14 protein-coding genes are annotated in these 19,062 nt (G+C 56.2%); 4 read left to right on the forward strand and 10 right to left on the reverse strand.

What is annotated here, in order from left to right; genetic code table 11:
* Positions 1 to 5: 5 nt before the first annotated feature.
* Positions 6 to 863: a 4-(cytidine 5'-diphospho)-2-C-methyl-D-erythritol kinase gene (ispE, locus tag BQ5462_RS09515; protein WP_071143080.1), complete on the reverse strand. Its 858-nt coding sequence runs from the start codon at positions 861 to 863 to the stop codon at positions 6 to 8.
* A 222-nt stretch (positions 864 to 1,085) separates the two neighbouring features.
* Between ispE and BQ5462_RS09520 the strand changes: the two genes are divergently transcribed.
* Positions 1,086 to 1,967 (forward strand): YitT family protein, encoded by an 882-nt coding sequence (locus BQ5462_RS09520; protein WP_071143081.1) that lies wholly within the window; start codon positions 1,086 to 1,088, stop codon positions 1,965 to 1,967.
* 72 nt (positions 1,968 to 2,039) lie between these two features.
* Here the strand turns inward: BQ5462_RS09520 and gltS are convergent, their stop codons facing one another.
* From gltS to leuS, 5 genes are all read right to left on the reverse strand, one after another.
* Positions 2,040 to 3,242: a sodium/glutamate symporter gene (gene gltS / locus BQ5462_RS09525; protein ID WP_071143082.1), complete on the reverse strand. Its 1,203-nt coding sequence runs from the start codon at positions 3,240 to 3,242 to the stop codon at positions 2,040 to 2,042.
* A 15-nt stretch (positions 3,243 to 3,257) separates the two neighbouring features.
* On the reverse strand, positions 3,258 to 4,415 hold the full coding sequence (holA, locus tag BQ5462_RS09530; RefSeq protein WP_235819620.1) for a DNA polymerase III subunit delta: 1,158 nt from the start codon (positions 4,413 to 4,415) through the stop codon (positions 3,258 to 3,260).
* Positions 4,360 to 6,678, reverse strand: a complete 2,319-nt coding sequence (locus tag BQ5462_RS09535; RefSeq protein ID WP_071143084.1) for a DNA internalization-related competence protein ComEC/Rec2 — start codon at positions 6,676 to 6,678, stop codon at positions 4,360 to 4,362. Before BQ5462_RS09535 ends, holA begins: the two co-directional genes overlap by 56 nt.
* A 1-nt stretch (position 6,679) precedes the next feature.
* Entirely contained in the window at positions 6,680 to 7,327 is a 648-nt protein-coding gene (locus BQ5462_RS09540) for a ComEA family DNA-binding protein (protein WP_083378129.1), read from the reverse strand.
* A gap of 263 nt (positions 7,328 to 7,590) precedes the next feature.
* Positions 7,591 to 10,080: a leucine--tRNA ligase gene (gene leuS / locus BQ5462_RS09545; RefSeq protein ID WP_071143086.1), complete on the reverse strand. Its 2,490-nt coding sequence runs from the start codon at positions 10,078 to 10,080 to the stop codon at positions 7,591 to 7,593.
* Between the two features lie 155 nt (positions 10,081 to 10,235).
* Here leuS and BQ5462_RS09550 point away from each other — a divergent pair, with 155 nt between their 5' ends.
* The gene (locus tag BQ5462_RS09550) at positions 10,236 to 10,937 is read left to right on the forward strand and encodes a metallophosphoesterase (RefSeq protein WP_071143087.1); all 702 of its coding nucleotides are present in this window, start codon (positions 10,236 to 10,238) and stop codon (positions 10,935 to 10,937) included.
* 169 nt (positions 10,938 to 11,106) lie between these two features.
* Positions 11,107 to 11,886, forward strand: a complete 780-nt coding sequence (gene lgt / locus BQ5462_RS09555; RefSeq protein ID WP_071143088.1) for a prolipoprotein diacylglyceryl transferase — start codon at positions 11,107 to 11,109, stop codon at positions 11,884 to 11,886.
* Positions 11,887 to 11,955: 69 nt separating this feature from the next.
* Here lgt and BQ5462_RS09560 read toward each other — a convergent pair whose 3' ends face one another.
* From BQ5462_RS09560 to BQ5462_RS09570, 3 genes are read right to left on the reverse strand one after another with little or no spacing between them, the layout of a single operon-like run.
* Positions 11,956 to 14,232 carry a hydratase gene (locus BQ5462_RS09560; RefSeq protein WP_071143089.1) on the reverse strand — a complete coding sequence of 759 codons (2,277 nt, stop codon included), beginning with the start codon at positions 14,230 to 14,232 and terminating at the stop codon, positions 11,956 to 11,958.
* Positions 14,233 to 14,253: 21 nt separating this feature from the next.
* Complete coding sequence (locus tag BQ5462_RS09565; protein ID WP_071143090.1) at positions 14,254 to 15,519, reverse strand: ArsB/NhaD family transporter; 1,266 nt, start codon at positions 15,517 to 15,519, stop codon at positions 14,254 to 14,256.
* Between the two features lie 24 nt (positions 15,520 to 15,543).
* Positions 15,544 to 16,686 carry a 2-methylaconitate cis-trans isomerase PrpF family protein gene (locus tag BQ5462_RS09570; protein ID WP_071143091.1) on the reverse strand — a complete coding sequence of 381 codons (1,143 nt, stop codon included), beginning with the start codon at positions 16,684 to 16,686 and terminating at the stop codon, positions 15,544 to 15,546.
* 339 nt (positions 16,687 to 17,025) lie between these two features.
* On the opposite strand from BQ5462_RS09570, the gene BQ5462_RS09575 reads away from it, so the two are divergent.
* On the forward strand, positions 17,026 to 17,934 hold the full coding sequence (locus BQ5462_RS09575; protein ID WP_071143092.1) for a LysR family transcriptional regulator: 909 nt from the start codon (positions 17,026 to 17,028) through the stop codon (positions 17,932 to 17,934).
* Between the two features lie 208 nt (positions 17,935 to 18,142).
* Here the strand turns inward: BQ5462_RS09575 and BQ5462_RS09580 are convergent, their stop codons facing one another.
* The gene (locus BQ5462_RS09580) at positions 18,143 to 18,925 is read right to left on the reverse strand and encodes an ADP-ribosylglycohydrolase family protein (protein ID WP_071143093.1); all 783 of its coding nucleotides are present in this window, start codon (positions 18,923 to 18,925) and stop codon (positions 18,143 to 18,145) included.
* Positions 18,926 to 19,062 lie beyond the last annotated feature (137 nt).

Below are 19,062 nucleotides of genomic sequence, written 5' to 3' on the forward strand. Positions count from 1 at the left end.
TTGCTCTACTCCTCCTGCACTGTATGTGCGATTTTGATCTGTGCATCTCTCTCTCTATCCCGGAGCCGATCAGCCGCCTGTCGGGCTTTTTCCCGGCTTGCAAAAATTCCAAACAGCGTGGGGCCGCTGCCGCTCATGAGCACCTTTTCGGCTCCCTGGGCTGCAATGGCTTCTTTCAGGGCCTGAAGTTCCGGATGGGCCTTCAGGGTCACCAGTTCCAGGTCGTTGGCCATGAGAGCCAGCAACCGTTTCCGATCACCCTGGCGCAGGGATTCCTCCAGTCCATCCAGGTCCACCGGCTCCCGGTCCGTGGCTTTATCGATTTCCCCATAGACCCAGGCCGTGGAAACGCCCAGTTCCCGAGGCTTTACCAGCACCAGCCACAAAAGCGGAGCCGCCGGCAGCACCGTCATCTGCTCTCCCCGGCCTCTGCCCCGCTGGGTACCTCCATAGACGCAGAAAGGAACGTCACTGCCAATGGTGGCGCCCAACCGTTCCAATCCGGCCCGGTCCAGGGGACTGCCGCAAAGATCATTGAGTCCCCGCAGCACGGCCGCTGCATCAGTGCTTCCTCCCGCCAGCCCGGCAGCCAGGAAGATCCGCTTGGTACAGGCCAGGTGATAGTCAATGGTCCGGCCGGTGGCCCGGGCAAAGGCCCGGGCCGCCTTCACCATCAGGTTGCTGTCATCACAGGGCAGATCCGGCCTGTCTGTTTCCAGACTGAACTCTGGAGCCGGGGTAAAAGTAATGGTATCTGCCAGGGAAATGGATTGCAGGATCATATCCACTTCATGGTACCCATCAGGGCGTTTGCCCAATACCCTGAGTCCCAGGTTGATCTTGCCATAGGCCGTCCGTTCCATGCCTTTCCGCCTCCTGCCTTTGGAATGTTCCCCTCAAAACGAAATGTATTCTGTATCCATATTATTGTATCGTGAAAACGCCTGTATCGCAATAGGTTGAGGAAATCTTTATGAACATTTTTTGAAGATTTTTCATCGAACGTTCTAGTATCATAAATTTCTGTCAACCCTGGTAAAAAGATGTTACAATAAAGGGAACATGCTGCTGAGGAGGTCCTGCCTATGAAAAAACTCGCCATCCGTTATATCATGACGGCTCTGGGATGCCTGTTGATGGCCATCGCCATCAATGGGTTCTTTGTCCAGCACCGATTCCTGTCCGGCGGCATCTCCGGGGTCTCCATCATCCTGTATTACCTGACGGGATGGCCCCCAGGCATCACCAGTTTCATTTTCAACATCCCGCTGTTCTATGTGGCGTGGAAATACATGAGCCATCAGTTCTTCATCGACAGCGTCATCGGCACGGTGCTGTTTTCCGCAGCGCTGGACGGCACTGCTTTCGTGCAGAACTATGTAAACATCCCTGATCAGCTGCTGTGCTGCATTGCCGGCGGGGTCCTGGGTGGCCTGGGCGGGGCCCTGGTGTACCGGTCCGAATCCTCCACCGGAGGCGTGGACATTATCGGATTTTTAACCAAAAAATACTACAACATCTCCGTGAGCACCACCAACTTCCTGTTCGACACCTGCGTCATGCTGGCTGCTGTGGTATTCCTGGGCCTTACCCCGGTGCTGTACAGTATGGTCTTGTTTTTTATTACGTTTCAGGCCACCAACGTGTTCATGGTGGGCTTTGACTACAAGAAGCAGGTGATCATCGTCTCTACCCATGCCGAGGAAATCGGCCAGCGGGTCATGAACGAGGTGAATCGGGGCATCACCATTCTTCACGGAGAAGGCGGATACACCCGGAAACCTCTGGAGATTTTACTGGTGGTGGTCAAGCTGACCCAGCTGGCCCACCTGGAAAAGATCATCAAAGAAGTGGATCCCATGGCCTTTGTCACCATCCAGGATGCCAACAACGTATTCGGTCGGGGATTCACCCAGCCCAACCTGGATATTGACGAAGAACGGAAGCTGAAAAAAGCGTCGCAGTGAAGCGGCGCTTTTTTCCTATCGAAAAAGGACTGCCGCTTTGGCGACAGTCCTTTTTGAAAATCTGCAAACAGCTTATTTGAACATATTGATGAAGATCATCAGGATACCGGAGTTGCAGAAGTCCACAAACATGGCCCCTACCAGCGGTACGGCGAAGAATGCCCGGGGAGCCGGACCATAGTTGGCCGTAATGGCACTCATGTTGGCCATGGCATTGGGGGTTGCGCCCATACCGAACCCGCATACAGCAGAGACTTCAACAGCTGCATCGTAGTCCTTGCCCATGGCATTGAATACCACAAAGGTGGTGTACAGCACCATGAAAACAACCTGTACTGCAGCAATGATGGCCAGAGGGCCGGCAATGTCGAACAGTTCCCAGATCCGCAGGCTCATCATAGCCAGGCTCAGGAAGATGTTCAGACCCACATCCCCAACCGTACCGATTTCCTGCATGGGAACAGGCAGACCGCCCTGGGCGTGGTCAGAGACATTGCGGATGATGGCAGCGATGATCATGGAACCGATGTATCCGGGGAACGTGAGACCAACGCTGGTGAAGAACTTGCTGACGATGGTGCCGATACCCATAGCAACCAGGATTTCGCCGGTGGCCAGCATGAAGTTTTCAGGAGTCATGGCCAGAGTGGCATTTTCTTCCATGCTCTGTGCCTTTTCGTTGGCCCCTTCCTGATCTTCCTTGGTGCTATGCAGATGGTATTTTTCCAGCAGACGGTGTGCCACCGGACCGCCCATCAGAGACCCGGAGATCAGGCCGAAGGTAGCCATGGCAATGGCCACGGTGGTGGCCCGTTCAACGCCAATGCCTTCCAGCATAGGACCAAAGGCGCCGGAGGTACCGTGCCCCCCTACCAGAGGAATGGAACCGGCGCACAGGCCCAGCAGCGGTTGCAGACCCGTAACCTTGGCCAGGGCTACACCGATGATATCCTGGCAGGTAATCAGGATGGCACAGATGATGGTCAGGATCAGGACGTCACGGCCGCCCTTTTTCAGCAGTGCATAGCTGGCACTGAACCCAACACTGGTGAAGAACATATTCATGAAGAAGCTCTGCTGTACCGTATCCAGTTTGATGGCACCGGTACCTGCCTCGAACAGGGCCAGGTTGATCAGTGCGAACAGCACACCGCCGATAACCGGGTTAGGGATACAGTAGGTCTGGAAAAATTTGATTTTCGATTTGAGCCATTTGCCCAGGTAGTACAGTAAGATACCAACAGCCAAGGTTTGGTAAGAGTTTAATGCAAACATTCCCTTAATCCTCCTTCAAATACCATATGGAATTTTTTCCCTTTCAGAGACCAGTTTGACCAAAATTTCTTCCAGGCGGGACCAGGTACGTCCGCTCTTTCGGGATTCAGCTGTCATCCGAGCCAGTTCTACCATGCATGTTTGTAAGGATTCACGTGAAAAATGATTGCTGTGCTGCATGGCCATCTTAACCGCATAAGGATGCATTTTCAGAGTCGACGCAATGGTCTCCTGTCGAGCACCTTTTTCCATCAGTTCCTTTACTTGGAGCATCCGCCGCAGAGAGGAGACCAGCCGCAGGGTCAGGTTGTAAAAGCCATCGCTGCCACTGTTCTTTTTCTCTTCTGCCAATAAAAGGAGAACTTTTCCCAATTTTCTCTCTTCTACTGCGTTCCCAAGAGCAAAACCCGAAATCTCTGGCAATTGAGAAAACATCTGTCCAACATCCTGCGCCTGCCAGAGCTTCCGCTCTCCTGCATACAGGGCGATCTTGCTGATTTCCTGCTGCAGGAACAGCAGCGGCGCTGTATCCGTCGCCGATACGTACTCCATGATCAGGCTCATAGCCTCCGGTGTAAAACGGGCACCATACCGATCTGCCTGCTGCCGCAGCCAGGGCTGCAGCTGGTAGGGACGCAAAGGACTGCATTCCACGATCGGAACTTTTTGGCTCATGATCTTATAAAAGCTTTGCCTTTTATCTAACTTACTGCAAAGACAGATCAAAAAAGAATACTCTGGCATATCCGTCAGCAGTGTAATGAACTGCTGGATGGGAGCCGTTTTCTTCTTTTTCCCTTTTGCACCCGTTTTTTGGCTGCCAGCCTTTTCCTTATCGGTCAGGAGCCTGGGATCTTCGATGACGATCCAGTTCCCTCCGCCAAAAAAAGGCATGCTGTTGGTGGCTTCCTCCAGAGCATTCAGCGCAAAGTCCCCCTGAAAGTCCCATTCCGTGGGCTCTTCTCCGGAAGCGAACGCTTTCTGGCGAAAGGCCTTCTGAATGGTCTTCTTGTAATATTCCTCCTCTCCCCAGGCAATGACAACATGAGGACACGCTGGATTTTTCCGCAGATTTTCCAGAAATACATCTGCCGTATAGTTCACAATAGACCCACTCCTAGAAAGAATCTCGTTGCCAACGATAACTATACCATATTGGGGTAGCTCCGTCAAAAACGATTTTCACTGCGCCCACCTGATCCGTTCGGACCAGGGGAATCTTATGAGTCTCCAGTTTCTCAATTGTCTCCCTATGGGGATGACCGAAGGAATTCCGCCTGCCGGCGGATACCACGGCCAGACGCGGCCGTACAGTCTTCAGGAAGACTTCCGACGAAGAAGTCCTGGAACCGTGATGGGATACCTTGAGCACATCACTCTGGATGGGCTTTTGGGCCGCCAGTTCCTCCACTTCCGCCGGAGCATCCCCGGTAAAGAGAAAACTGTGGCCATCACAGCTCATACGTACGATGGCAGAGTTCTCGTTCCCTGTTCCTCCTTTCTCTTCCAACTTCGGTGCTTCTACGATTTTTATTATACTCTTTTTTTTGCCTATTTTCTGGTTTGTTTGCATTTTGTATACAATTTTGCTGGTGTTCTTTCTTTGTACCAGATGTAACGCTTTTTCTACGTCTTTACTAGGATTTTCCAGAGGCAGATAGATGGCCGCAACCGGCATCCAGCGCAGGAGTCCCGCCAGTCCTCCTGCATGGTCATGGTGCCCGTGGCTGAGGAAAACAGCATCTACCTGATCCGTCCCCAGGTAGCGCAAAAACGGCACCAAAATTTTTTCTCCGGGATCAAAATGCCCGCTGAGTCCCCCTGTATCGAACACAAAGACCTGCCGCTCCGGGGTGACCACCACAGCACAATCCCCCTGTCCCACGTCCAGGAAATAGGCCGAGAAAGTCCGGGGCCGGAAATGGTGGGCAACCAGCAGGAGACAAAGGGCCAACCCTGAGGCCAGGATTCCGGCCCGCCGCAGCCGGGGCCGCTCCGGTCTGAACCAGCCCTGTTCCAGCAGCGCCAGCACCAGGAGCAGGTACAGGGGCCACACCCACAGGGGCACCTGGCCCGAAACCCAGTGGGTCCCGGGCAATCGGGCGAGCCACTCTCCACCCCAAAGCGAAATCCCCAGCAGCTGCCCTGCCCCCACCAGCAGCAGCCGCCCCGGAAAGGAAAGCCCCAGGGCACTCAGCATGGCACCTGCCGCACCAAAGGCCAGGCAGAGAGAAAGCAGAGGCACCAGCAGCACATTGGCCAGCAGCGACACCAGGGACAGCATGTGGAAATGGTGGATCAGAAAAGGAAGCCCCAGGATCTGGGCCCCCAGAGGTACAGAAAGGCCCCGGGCCAGAGGCTGAGGCAGCCATACCGCCAGTTTCTCTTCAACAGGACGGCGCAGCAGCAGCAGCCCCCCGGCGGCCGCAAAAGAAAGCTGGAATCCCGGATCCCACACCCACCAGGGATGCCAGGCAGGGAGCAGCAGCAATCCCAGACCCAGGAAGGCCGTACTGCTGGCCCGTTTCCGGTGCACCCGGCCCCACAGGGCACCCAGCCCCAAAAGCAGGGCCCGGCACACAGAGGCCCGCAGGCCGCACAGGATGCCATAGGAGACCAGCAGAAGGGCCACCAGCAGAGCGCCCATCTTCCGGGGCAGCGGCAGGAAAGCCGCTCCTCCGGCAAAAAGGCCCAAAAGCAGGGCTACATGGCTGCCGGAAACAGAAAGCAGATGGCTGAGCCCGCAGCGGGTAAAAAGCCGTAACCGTTCCGCCGGTATGCCCCTGCTGCCTCCCAGCAGCATCCCTTCCAGAAGGGCGCTGTCCTCAGGACCCAGGGCCTGGCGCAACTGGCTGCGCAGGATTTCTCCCAGCGCAAAGACCCGATCCTGCCAGACGGGCGCCCTGTCCACCACCCGGCAGTCCCCTCCCACCGTCTCCAGACTGCCTCCTTCCCCGGCAATGGCCGCCCTGGTTTCCGGGGCCGGCGTGCCCGGATTGTAGAAACCGTCTGGAGCCTGGAATGTCCCCTGCACTTCCACTGTTCCCTGCTTTGGCCGGAACTTCCCTGCCTTACGGACAAAGACCCGCACCCTTCCCCGTTTTTCCTCCAACAGGAAAGAAAGAGAACCAGTCCGCTCCTCCCGGACTGAACCGGGCACCACCCGGCCAGTCAGAAGGACCTTCCGCTCCACCAGCAGAGCCATCCGCTCCTGGGCCGTCGTAGTCACGGAAGACCGCAGTCCTCCCAGACAGAAGATCAGCAGGAAACAGCCGATCTGCCAGCTGTTCCTGCCCTTCTGGCTTCTGTAGAGCCAGAGCAGCATTCCCCCGCAGATTCCCGAGGCCAGGCCCCACGCCCACCAGGGGACCGGCTGCCTCAGACCGGCAGCAATCCCCACGGCAAAAGCCACTCCTGCCTCCAGTACAGGTGACATGCTACACCTCCACCTGGTCTGCCAGGCGCCGGAATTTGGCCGGTCCGATTCCCGATACCTGCTGCAGGTCCTCCACTTTCTGGAAGGGTTTCTGCTGTCTGTACTGGATGATCCGCCGGGCCAGGGCAGGCCCGATCCCGGGAATCGTGGTCAATTGGACTTCGTCCGCCGTGTTCAGGTTCACTTTTCCCCCAGGGACAGGGCCTGGAGAAGCCTTCTCAAAGGTTTCGTCTCCCGCTGACCCGCCTCCGCTGCCACCTGAAACAGGTGTCGTTCCGCTGTTTCCACGGGTCCGTCGGCTGCCCTTCTTCAAAAACGGTACGTTCACCTGGCTGCCGTCCTTACACTTTTTGGCCAGATTCACCCGGGTGAGGTCCGCTTCTTCCGTGGCGCCTCCCGCCACCTCCAGGGCCTCCTGGTACCGGATGCCCGGCTCCACCTGGTACAGACCCGGACTCTGCACCGCTCCGCTGATGTAGATGGTGGCTCTGGCTTTTTTCTCCGGATGGGGCACTGCTACCTGTGCCTCCGCCTGTCCGGCAGTGGTTTCAGGGACCCTGCTCTGGCTCTGCCACAGGCCGCCTGCAGCACAGCAGAGCACGATACCCAGTACCACCAGCCACTTTTTTCTCTCCCAGGGATCCATCATAAAACCTCCTTTTTGCAGAAACAGTCTACCCACCCCATTCGACACGGAATAGCGGATTCCTTCCTCCCTGCAAAAAGAAGGTCATTAAGTGCAAAAAAACCGTCAAGTTTGAAAAAAGGGGGTGTGAAAAAATGCTTTTTCACACCCCGTCACTAGTCTCTAGTCACTAGCCGATGGAAGCCAGCTGACGCTAGCGAAATAAAGGCGCTGTGAATGATTTTTCACAGCGCCTTTGGGTCCTCAGGCCCTAAGTCTCGAATTTCTTATTTTGCTACGATATTCACCAGACGTCCCGGTACGGCAATGACCTTCAGGACTTTCCTATCTCCGATGGCAGCCTTCACTTCCGGCTGTTCCAGGGCCAGTTTGCCCAGTTCATCCCGGCTGATATCCGGAGCGGTCATGATCCGGTCCTTGCCCTTGCCGTTCACCTGGATCAACACTTCCACCTCGTCCACCTTGATGGCTTCCGGATCGTAGGTGGGCCAGGCTTCCTTGTGGATGCTGGTCTCACTGCCCATGGCGTCATGCCACAGTTCTTCCGTGATGTGCGGCGTGAACGGAGCCAGCATCAGCAGCAGCTTGGAGATGGCTTCGTAGATCAGCCCGTCGTTCACAGTTTCGGCCTTGTCCTTGTAGGCGTACAGGGCATTCACCAGTTCCATGAGCGTGGAAATGGCCGTGTTGAAGTTGAACCGGTTGTCGATGTCCTCGGTCACCTTCTTCACGCTGGTATGGAGGATATGACGCAGTTCCTTGTCCTGTTCGTTCAGGTTCTTCGTGTCGTAGCTGGTCACCTTTTTGGCCAGTACATCCTTGAAGTGGTACACCAGGCGCCATACCCGATTCAGGAACCGGAAGGATCCTTCCACACCCTTGTCGCTCCATTCCAGTTCCCGTTCCACAGGAGCGGCGAACATAATGAACAGACGGGCGGTATCGGCCCCGAACTTGCCCACGATTTCTTCCGGAGACACCACGTTGCCCAGAGATTTACTCATCTTGGCCCCGTCCTTGATCACCATGCCCTGGGTCAGCAGGTTGGTGAAGGGTTCGTCAGCATCTACCAGACCGGCGTCATGCAGCACCTTCATGAAGAACCGGGAATACAGCAGATGCAGGATGGCGTGTTCGATGCCGCCGATGTACTGATCTACCGGCATCCAGTGGTTCACAGCCTCTTCGCTGAACGGTGCCTTGTCGTTATGGGGATCGGTATAACGCAGATAGTACCAGGAAGAGCACAGGAAGGTATCCATGGTGTCCAGTTCCCGTTTGGCCGGGCCGCCGCATTTCGGGCAGGTGCAGTTTACGAAGCTTTCGCTGGTGGCCAGCGGGGAGCTGGCGCCTGCATCGAATTTCACGTCCGTGGGCAGCTTCACCGGCAGGTCTTTTTCCGGTACCAGCACTTCGCCGCAGTGAGGGCAGTACACCACAGGGATCGGGCAGCCCCAGTACCGCTGCCGGCTGATCAGCCAGTCACGCAGACGGTAGTTCACCCGGCGTTTGCCCAGGCCCTTTTCTTCCATGTAGTCGATGATGGCTTTCATGGCCTTGTGCATTTCCATGCCCGTGAACTGACCGGCGTTGACCAGTACGCCGTCCTTGTCTTCGTAGGCGTCGGTCATTTCCTCCAGCTTCAGTTCATGGTCCTTGGGCTGCAGGGTCAGGATCTTCCTGATGCCATATTTGGTTGCGAACATCCAGTCACGATGGTCGCCGGTGGGCACGCCCATGACGGCGCCGGTCCCGTAGTCCACCAGTACATAGTTGGTGATCCAGATCTGCACCTTTTCGCCGGTCAGGGGATGGATGCAGTCTACCCCGGTGTACATGCCCAGTTTTTCCGATTCACTGGAGGTCCGTTCGATATCGGAGGTATTCTTCACTTTGTTGCAGAAGGCTTCCAGTTCTACTTTCTTCGGGTTGTCCTTCAGCAATTCCTCCACCATGGGATGTTCCGGCGGAATAACCACGAAGGTGACGCCATAGATGGTATCCGGACGGGTGGTGTACACCATCAGTTTCTTGTGCAGGCTGGGTACGTCGAAGCCGAATTCCAGGCCTTCGCTGCGGCCGATCCAGTTGCGCTGCATGGTCTTGACCCGATCAGGCCAGCCCTTCAGCTTGTCCAGGTCATCCAGCAACTGTTCGGCATAGTCGGTGATCTTGAAGAACCACTGGCTCAGCTGTTTTTTCTCTACAGGCTGATGGCAGCGCCAGCATTTGCCGTCTTCCACCTGTTCGTTGGCCAGTACAGTCCCGCAGGTATTGCACCAGTTCACGGAAGCTTCCTTCTTCACGGCCAGGCCCCGTTTGTACATCAGTTCAAAGAACCACTGGGTCCATTTGTAGTATTCTTCCTTGCAGGTGGTCACCTGACGGTCCCAATCGTAGGAAAGCCCCAGTTCCTTCAGCTGCCGGGTCATGTTGGCGATATTTTCCATGGTCCATTTGGCAGGCGGGATATGGTGCTTGATGGCCGCATTTTCAGCCGGCATCCCGAAGGAGTCGAAGCCGATGGGGTGCAGCACGTTGAAGCCCCGCATGGTGCGGAAGCGGGCCACTACATCCCCGATGGAGTAGTTCCGCACATGCCCCATGTGCAGATTACCGGACGGATAGGGGAACATTTCCAGCACATAGGATTTGGGCCGGGGATCATCGTTCTCCACCTTGTAGGTCTTGTGGTCTGCCCAGTACTTCTGCCACCGGGCTTCGATCTCATGCGGTTCATACTTTTCCTCGAACATGAACATACCTCCTATTGAGAAAACCCACCTGAAACACCTTGCATAAGTTGCCGGGATTCAGTAACATATGTGTATTACAGTGGTTTTTATCATGTGTAATAGAATCATTATATATTTCACAACTTATAAAGTCAACGCAGGAAGGAGTGGGAACTATGGCAATCTATGCCATGGGAGACTTGCATTTTTCCGGAGAACCTCCCACGAAACCCATGGAAGTATTCGGAGAACAATGGCTGAATCATCGGGAGAAGGTACTGGAATACTGGAAACAGACGGTGAAGGACGGCGACACAGTGCTGCTGGTAGGCGACACCTCCTGGTCCATGGAGCTGCCCGACGCCGTGGCAAAAGACCTGGGGGTCCTGCAGGACCTGCCGGGAGAACTGGTGATCCTGAAAGGGAACCACGACTACTGGTGGACCTCTTTGAAAAAAATGGAGGAGGCCCTGCCCCGGGTCCATTTCCTCCACAATACGTTCTACCAGACCGGGGATGTGGCCCTGTGCGGCACCCGGGGCTGGAACCTGCCCAGCATGAAGGGTTTCAGCGAGCACGACCAGCTGATCTACGACCGGGAATGCCAGCGGCTGGGACGCAGCCTGGAGGGGGCCAGAGCAACCGGAGCGAAACACCTCATCGCCGCCCTCCACTATCCCCCGCTGTACCATCCGGACGAAGTCACGGGCTTCACAGAGCTGTGCAAGGAATACGGCGTGGAGCAGTGCATCTACGGCCATGTGCACGGGGATGCGGCCCACTTCCTGAACCTGTTCCAGGGCGTACGGGACGGTACCCAATACCGCCTGGTGGCCGCCGATTACGTGGATTTCAGGCTGGTGAAGATCAGGGATTGACGAGTCAATCCCTGATCAGTCACTAGTCATTCGTCCACAGTCACCAGCCAAAGGAAGCCAGCTATAGCTGGCAGGTTGGAAATCCTTTACAATTTGCTTCAGCAAATTTTCTCCTTTGGCTGTCGACTAGTGACTAGTGACTCTTATAAGTGTAAGAAAGGACTTTACTGTGCATCAATATCTGTTTTTCATCGGGGACTTCCCCATCCGTATGTATGGGCTCATGCTGTGCATGGCTATTTTCATGGCTACTTCTGTAGCCTACTTCCTGGCCTGGCGGGATGGCCGGGGCTGGGAAAAGCTGCTGCCCGACATCGGCATCTATGGCGGATTCGCCGGCCTGGTAGGAGCCCGTCTGTGGGATGTATTCTTCTTCGACTGGGGTTACTACAGCGATCACCTGCTGGAAATCCCTTTCGTGTGGCAGGGAGGTATGGCCATCCAGGGGGGCATCCTGGGGGGTGTCGCTGCCGGTGCCTTCTATTGCTGGCGACATAAGGTAAACTGGATCGAGATGCTGGACGTGATCTGCCCGGCCCTTTTCATCGGCCAGAGCATCGGCCGCATGGCCAACCTGCTGAACGGAGACGCTTTTGGGGCGCCCACCGGCGGAGACTTCGGCATTTTATACCCGGCAGGCACCCTGGCCCGCAGCACTTATGGGACCCAGCCCCTGTGGCCGGCAGAAGTCTGGGAAGGACAGATCGATGTGATTCTGTTTGCTGTCCTGCTGCTGTTCCAGACCACCCGGCCCAAAAAAGGGCAGCCCTGCTGCCTGTACGTCATGCTCTACAGCGTGCTCCGGTTCTTCCTGGAATTTCTCCGGGGAGACTATGTACAGCCCATGCTGTGGGGATTGAAAAGTGCCCAGGTGACGGCTCTGGTGTCGTTCTGTGCGGCTCTGGTGCTGTTTGTATTGGCGGGAATGAAGAAAAAGCCAGTTGCGTAACACAGCTGGCTTTTGAATAATAAGACGACAGGCCGGACCAAATGGTCCGGCCTGTCGTCTTATTTCCCTTCATCGTTTCTTCCGGTTGTAATTAATCAGGCACCCGTCCAGGATGATATTCTTTTCCTCCTCCGTCAGGGGCTTGCAGTACAGGTCAATGGCCACAGGGCCTACTTTTTTCACCACATAGCCCCGGATATTTTCCAGGTCCCCTTCCAGGGCCTTCCGGATTTCCGGCAGATAGATCCAGTCTCCCACCTCAAAATCCACAGGATCCCCTTTCAGGTGCAGTGGCAGCATACCCCAGTTGATTACATTGCTCCGATACCGCTTGGTAGCGTAATCCTGGGTGATGTTGGCCAGACCTCCGATCACCCGCTGGCAGCTGGCAGCTTGTTCTCGGGCAGATCCATCCCCGGGCCGGGTGGCGTACACCAGGGATCCGATTTCCGTATTGGCCAGGGTAGGGCTGCCAGGCAGCACCTGGATCCGTTCCAATACCTCTGCCAGTTCCGGCAGATCCTTTCCTGCTTCCCGGGCCAGTTCCAGCTCCTTTACCGCCTTGGTCCGTTCCACATACTCCGGATCCCGGCGGCTCAGGGTGAATTCAGCCAGCCCCAAGGGATTGGATCGGTAGGACGAAGTCTCCCCGGACGGGATCAGTTCGTCAGTGGTGGTCACCGGATCCAGGATCTTGGAACACACCTGGAGCAGCACGTTGTCTCCCAAGGCAGGCATTTCCGGCCAGTCTTTGATGTTGGGGCCGTAGAACAGTTTTTCTTCCGGTTCTGGCTTCCCGAACCCGTCGTATACCCGAGCCTTGTAGGCGCTGTCATCAAAGTGATAGGCAGGCACCTTCCCGAACACGTCAGCGAATTCTTCCGCGGAGGTAAGGATACCTCCGTTGGCGGCGGTAGCGGCAATGCTCCGGGCATCCATGAGCGCCACGGCGGCCATCTGTCCCTGGCCCAGCTTGGACCCCTCCCGGTTGGGAAAGTTCCGGGTATTGTGCCGGATGGACAGTCCGTTGTTCCCCGGAGTATCCCCTGCACCGAAGCAGGGTCCGCAGAAGGCTGTCTTCACCACAGCCCCGGCAGCCATCAGGTCACCCAGCATCCCTTTCTTCATTAAATCCATATACACCGGCAGGGAAGAAGGATACACGTTCAGAGCGAATTCCCCGCTGCCCATGGACCGGCCCCGGAGCAGGGCGGCCGCTTCCGCCACATTGGAATAGTTGCCGCCGGAGCAGCCTCCGATGACCCCCTGCTGGACCTGGAGCTTCCCATCCCGGATTTTGTCGGTAAGAGTGTAGGACGCCCGGCCCCGGGCCACTTCTGCCGCTTTCTTTTCCGTCTCCCGGAGGATGTCTTCCAGGTTGGCGTTCAATTCATCGATGGTATAGGCGTTGGAGGGATGGAAGGGCAGGGCAATCATGGGCTTCACCGTGGACAGATCCAGCGTGATGCACCCATCATAATAGGCCACGGGCCCCGGGTTCAGTTCTCTGTACTCCTCTTCCCGGCCATGTTCCTGCAAAAAGATCCGGGTGTCCTCATCCGTCCGCCAGATAGAGGACAGACAGGTGGTTTCCGTGGTCATCACATCCACCGCATTCCGGTAATCGGTGGTCATGGAGGAAACCCCCGGACCCACGAATTCCATCACCTTGTTCTTCACATAGCCATTCTGGAATACGGCCCGGCACAGAGCCAGGGCGATATCCTGGGGGCCTACCCAGGGCTGGGGACGGCCGGTAAGGTACACAGCCACCACCTCCGGATAATCCGTATCCCAGGTATCCCCCAGGATCTGCTTGTCCAATTCTCCGCCCCCTTCTCCCACGGCCATGGTGCCCAGGGCCCCATAGCGGGTGTGGGAATCGGATCCCAGGATCATCTTCCCGCAGCCGGCGTGTCTTTCCCGCATATACTGGTGAATCACTGCCACATGAGGCGGTACGTAAATGCCCCCGTACTTTTTGGCTGCGGTGAGCCCGAAGAGATGGTCGTCTTCGTTGATTGTGCCTCCTACTGCACACAGGGAATTGTGGCAGCAGGTGAGCACATAGGGCATGGGAAAATGATCCATGCCAGAGGCTCGAGCCGTCTGGATGATCCCCACATAGGTCAGATCATGGGAAGTCAGGGCATCGTAGCGGATCTTCAGCTTCTTCGGATTCCCACTGGTGTTGTGGCTCTGGAGGATGTTCCAGGCGATAGTCCCCTGCCGGGCGGATTCCCGGTCCAGAGGCCGCCCGATCCCAGCCTGGGCGATGGCTTTATTTTCTTCCGGAAACAGTTCCCGGCCGTTGAGCAGATAGGCTCCGTTTTTGTACAATTCCATTTCATTCACCTCATTGACAGATTACTGGAACAGGCCTCCCAGACCAAATACATGGAGGGTTGCAAGGATCACGTTAACCCCTACATTGGCCACGCTGAGCAGGAACAGGGTCTTGAACATTTTATTCATTTCATACGTAGTGGTTTCCCGGGCCGCCGAATAGGAGGACATGATGATGGCGCCGCCGGTGGACAAAGGACTGATGGCCGCTGCAAAAGAAGTAGCCGTAATGGCGGATATCAGTTCCACATAGCTGACGCTGCCACCGAAATTCCCGGTGATCTGATGAGCAATGGGATACAGGGCGGGCATCACCACCCCTGTGGTGGAGCTGACCCACGACAGGATCCCGCTGGTAGCAGCCATAATGGGGACTGCCGTGGCAGAGGTCATCAGGGAGGCCAGAAAGTCAGACACTAGTTTCACGCCCCCCAGTTTGGTGATGACGCTGACCAGTACCCCTACCCCGCAGATCATCATCAGAGTGCCCCAGGGAATCTGGCGGATGGCCTGTTTTTCGTCCGCACATTTCAAGAGGATCAGAACCGCTGCGGCCACAAAGGCAAACAGGCCGGTATCCATCTTGAAGCCGATGCAGAAGATGACCATCACGGCGATGGCGGCCATGGTGATTTTCTGTTCCCGGTTGAAGACGGGTATGTCGGACAGTTTCAGAGGGTTGTCCCCGCTGACCTTGTACCCTTTGTACAGCAAGTAGACGATGAGGGTGAACACGAACCCGGACAGGAGGGTGGTGAGGAACAGGTGGAGGCCGAAACCGCTGATTCCATAGGGTTCCGACAGGTTCCGGGCCAGGATCCCGGTAAGGGACAAGGGGGATGCGCAGCCAGCGTTAGCTCCCAACTTGGCGTACAAGGCGGTGGCCATGGGATTAATTTTCAGTTCAAAGGCCAGGTACACCGCAAAGGTAGTCATCAGGATGCCAGCAGCGATGTGCCCGGGCCCGATGGCGGAAATAAAGGCACTGAGCACGAACATCAGGATGGGGATCAGATAGGTCCGTTTCCCCACCAGGGCTACCACCTTTTTGGAAAACAGGTCCAGCGTGCCGTTGGCAGAGGCCATGCCGAACAGGAAGGTGACCCCCACCAGGGTGACGAACATGGAGCTGGAAAAGCCCCCCACAATGGCCTTTACCGGTACGCCTCCGGCCATGCCCAAGAGGAACGCGGCTCCGATGGAAAAGAAGCCGATATTGATTTTTTTAATGAAGCCGATGGCGACCACCAGGGCCAGCACCAGTAGCGAGATGATACGGAAATCCATAGTACGTTCTCCTTTCCTCAGGGCTCAGACCCGTACCCGAGCCAGGCCTTCCAGCAGCAGATTGGCAGTGCGATAGCCGAAGGTGTCCCGGATGCTGGGCACCGGTCCCTCCCCTTCCGGATCCACCCCACAGGGCAGGATGCCTCCCGGGTGGCCGATCCGGATGTTCTGGAGATTACAGCCGGGACGGAGCACCTGCTGGACCAGGGTACCAGGAACCGCCGCAGCCGCCGCGGTGCACATGGCACCTGTCATGGCATAGCTGGGATGGGTCTTCTGCATGGACATCATCCGGGCCACCAGGTCCACCTGATCACCCTTTACAGCTTCTCCAGAGGAAGTCGTATAGTCTGCCGGCGGGGCCACCAGTGTCATTTTAGGCAACCCCGGGGTAACCCAGGCTGCTTCTTCCGGTGTACTGCACAGCCCCAGCTTCATGGCCGCCAGTCCCCGGATGGTTTCCAGCAGTCGGAGCAGCTCCGGATCCCCGTTGATGGCTTCCGGGAGTTCCGTTCCCGTAAGCCCCAGATCCGACGCTTTCACGAACACCAGGGGATTGGCCGCATCCACCAGGGAAACTTTCGTCGAGCCATGACCGGGTACTTCCAGCAAATCCACAGCATTGCCAGTGGGCAGCAGCCCTTTCCCCAGAGTCCCTGCCGGATCCACGAATTTCAGCTTGAGCGGTGCCGCCGTTCCGGGCACCCCGGCAATCCCGAAATCTCCGTCGTAGAGGACCTGGCCGTTTGCAGTAGGAACCTCTTCCTGGATCACCTTACCGGTGTTGGTGTTGTAGATCCGCACCAGGGTGCTCCCTTCCAGGGCGGGCACCAGTTTCTTTTCGATGGCGAAGGGGCCCACCCCGGAGGAGATATTCCCACAGTTGCCTCCATAGCTGACCACAGCCTTATCCACGGACACCTGAGCGAAGGTATAGTCCACATCCGCATCAGGCCGGTCCGACTTCCGCAAGATGGCCACTTTGCTGGTCACCGACTGGCTGCCCCCCAGCCCATCAATCTGTTTTTTGTCCGGGCTGCCCATAAGCCGCAGCAGCAGCCCGTCCCATTCCTTCCGGTTGGCTGGCAGATCTTTTTCCAGCAGATAGACCCCCTTGCTGGTACCTCCCCGCAGCAGCGTGACCGGTAATTTGTATACTTTTTCCATGGTGTAACCCTCCTTGGCTTCTTTCCGAACCTTAGATTCTTTTCATGGATTTATGGTACCAGAATTATCAGAATAGGTTAAATTCATCTTTTACTGTTTTATCATAAATTAAATTCATGGTTTGGGGCGAAAAAAGACGGACATTCTGGAAATGAGGAAACAGTTTCCAGACTGTCCGTTGTTTGATTTCCATGGATTGTAAAACAGTTCCGGCCACGATCCGGCAGAAGCTGTACTTTTTCATTTTCCGTAAAATAGATGCAATTCATAGAATCCATGTTTACCATAGATTTTTACCATAATTTACGGTATAATCAAAGAAAAACTCAGGAGCATGCCATGGACTTCAAAGAACTCACCTATGTGCTGGCCATTGCCCGGCACCAGAACATCACCCGGGCCGCCGAGGCCCTCCATCTCACCCAGCCCACCCTGTCCAAATTCCTCAAGGCCCTGGAAACGGAGCTCCACCAGCCCCTGTTCCAGCGCCTGGGAAACCGGTACCAGCCCACCTACGCCGGAGAGCGATACCTCCAGCGGGCCCGGGAGATCCTGGAAGCCAAACGGGCCCTGGATCAGGAAATGGGCGACATCATCAAGAACAACGAAGGGTACCTGAAGATCGGGTTCCCCACCATGCGGGGCACCTACATGCTGCCGGTGACCCTGCCCATTTTCCACGACCGGTATCCCAATGTGCGGATCGATGTCCACGAGGCCAATTCCGAGCATCTGGTAAAGCTGTTGCTAGAAGGGGACATTGACCTGGCCTTTTTCAACTACCTGGACCCGGAACCCGGGCTGGCCACCACGGTAATCAGCCGAGAGGAAGTGGTGCTGGTGATGAACAAAGACAGCGAATTCACCCGTTTCGGCCGGAAAAAGAAAGACTGCCGGTATCCCCACATGGACCTGAAGCTGCTGAAAGACCAGGGGTTCATCCTCCAGAATCCCAGCCAGCGGACCCGGCAGGTGGTAGACCGGCTGTTCCGGCAGCAGCACCTGGAGCCCCGGATCATCCTGGAAACCAAGAATATCCAGGCCGAGGCGGAGCTGGCCGCTCGGGGGTATGGGTTCACCTTCATCACCGAGACCCATCTGAAATACATCCCCGACCGGAGCCAGCTGGCTCTGTTCTCCGTAGGCGATCCCAGCACCACCGTGACTTTCGTAGCTGCCTACCGGAAAAACGGCTATCTCCCCTTCCACGCCCAGGAATATATTAAGATTGTAAAGGAATTCACGTAAGAAAAAGGGGGTGTGAAAAAATCACAGCCTCCTTTTTCGGTGGCTGGGGGATAGTGAGTAGTGCTTGGTAAAGAACAAAAAAGGAGCTGTTAAGAAATGAAGATTCATTTCTTAACAGCTCCTTTTTGGTGGTTAGTGGTTAGTGGCTAGTGCCTGGTGATACTGTACCCATAAGTATGGACACTTTATAAGAGCAGCACCTGCTCACTCATTCTTTATCCACAGCATTCTTCATTTCCGGCAGATAGAATTTCCGTCCCTCTTCCAAAATTTCTTCCGGAATCCCATAAAACGGTTCAGCGATGCTGCCGGCAATGGCCGCCAGGGTATCGCTGTCCCCTCCCAGAGAAACAGCATTGCGCAGGGCATCTTCAAAACTGCTGCTGTCCAGGAAGCTCACCAGGGCCTGGGGTACGGAGTTCTGGCAGGTGGCATCCCCCTGGTAGGTATCCCGGATCCCTTCGACGGTGAAGGAAAGATCATAAAAAGGTTTCAGATACTCCCGAATCTCTTCTTTGCTTTTTTTCTGCCGGGCCAGGAAAATGGCCCCGGCCACAGCCTGGGCCGCCCGATAGCTTTCGGGATGGTTGTGGCTCACTTCACAGGTCAAAATGGCCAGCTGCCGGGCTTCCGCCAGAGTCCGTCCGTACCAGCCAGCCGGGGACACCCGCATGGCGGCTCCGTTTCCGAAGCTTCCGTAGGCCCCCATTTCGGGGTGGAACAGCCAGTAACGGAATTTGCCGCCGAACCCGGCATCCGGATACTTCTGCCCCAAAGCCCGCATTTCCCTGGCCAAAAGCGGCAGGACTGTATGGCGCTCCAGCAGCTTGCCCTGGGCTTTGGCGGCAGCAAAGGCCCGGGCCACGGCCAGGGTCATAAGGGAATCGTCCGTGGCCCGGCACCCCTGGGAAAACAGAGGAAACGCCTTATGCCTATAATTCCGCCATTCATATTTGGAACCCACAATATCGCCAATGAATGCACCTTCCATGATGAGAGACCTCCTTGCTAAGATGTCAGAGCGCCCTGACGGGCTTCAAGATGCCAGATATCAGCTTGTTCGAGCTGAAACTCACGACAGTACGGCTTTATCGCCAGGCAAGCTGACGTCTCAAAGCGAGCGTCAGC

It is taken from the genome of Acidaminococcus timonensis (assembly GCF_900106585.1).
Lineage (GTDB): Bacteria > Bacillota > Negativicutes > Acidaminococcales > Acidaminococcaceae > Acidaminococcus > Acidaminococcus timonensis.

Bases quoted from the DNA above. Each gene is read 5' to 3' on its own strand.
- ispE (WP_071143080.1), bottom strand. From the start codon at position 863: ATGGAACGGACGGCCTATGGCAAGATCAACCTGGGACTCAGGGTATTG.
- BQ5462_RS09520 (WP_071143081.1), top strand. From the start codon at position 1,086: ATGAAAAAACTCGCCATCCGTTATATCATGACGGCTCTGGGATGCCTG.
- gltS (WP_071143082.1), bottom strand. From the start codon at position 3,242: ATGTTTGCATTAAACTCTTACCAAACCTTGGCTGTTGGTATCTTACTG.
- BQ5462_RS09535 (WP_071143084.1), bottom strand. From the start codon at position 6,678: ATGTCACCTGTACTGGAGGCAGGAGTGGCTTTTGCCGTGGGGATTGCT.
- BQ5462_RS09540 (WP_083378129.1), bottom strand. From the start codon at position 7,327: ATGATGGATCCCTGGGAGAGAAAAAAGTGGCTGGTGGTACTGGGTATC.
- leuS (WP_071143086.1), bottom strand. From the start codon at position 10,080: ATGTTCGAGGAAAAGTATGAACCGCATGAGATCGAAGCCCGGTGGCAG.
- BQ5462_RS09550 (WP_071143087.1), top strand. From the start codon at position 10,236: ATGGCAATCTATGCCATGGGAGACTTGCATTTTTCCGGAGAACCTCCC.
- BQ5462_RS09560 (WP_071143089.1), bottom strand. From the start codon at position 14,232: ATGGAATTGTACAAAAACGGAGCCTATCTGCTCAACGGCCGGGAACTG.
- BQ5462_RS09565 (WP_071143090.1), bottom strand. From the start codon at position 15,519: ATGGATTTCCGTATCATCTCGCTACTGGTGCTGGCCCTGGTGGTCGCC.
- BQ5462_RS09570 (WP_071143091.1), bottom strand. From the start codon at position 16,686: ATGGAAAAAGTATACAAATTACCGGTCACGCTGCTGCGGGGAGGTACC.
- BQ5462_RS09575 (WP_071143092.1), top strand. From the start codon at position 17,026: ATGGACTTCAAAGAACTCACCTATGTGCTGGCCATTGCCCGGCACCAG.
- BQ5462_RS09580 (WP_071143093.1), bottom strand. From the start codon at position 18,925: ATGGAAGGTGCATTCATTGGCGATATTGTGGGTTCCAAATATGAATGG.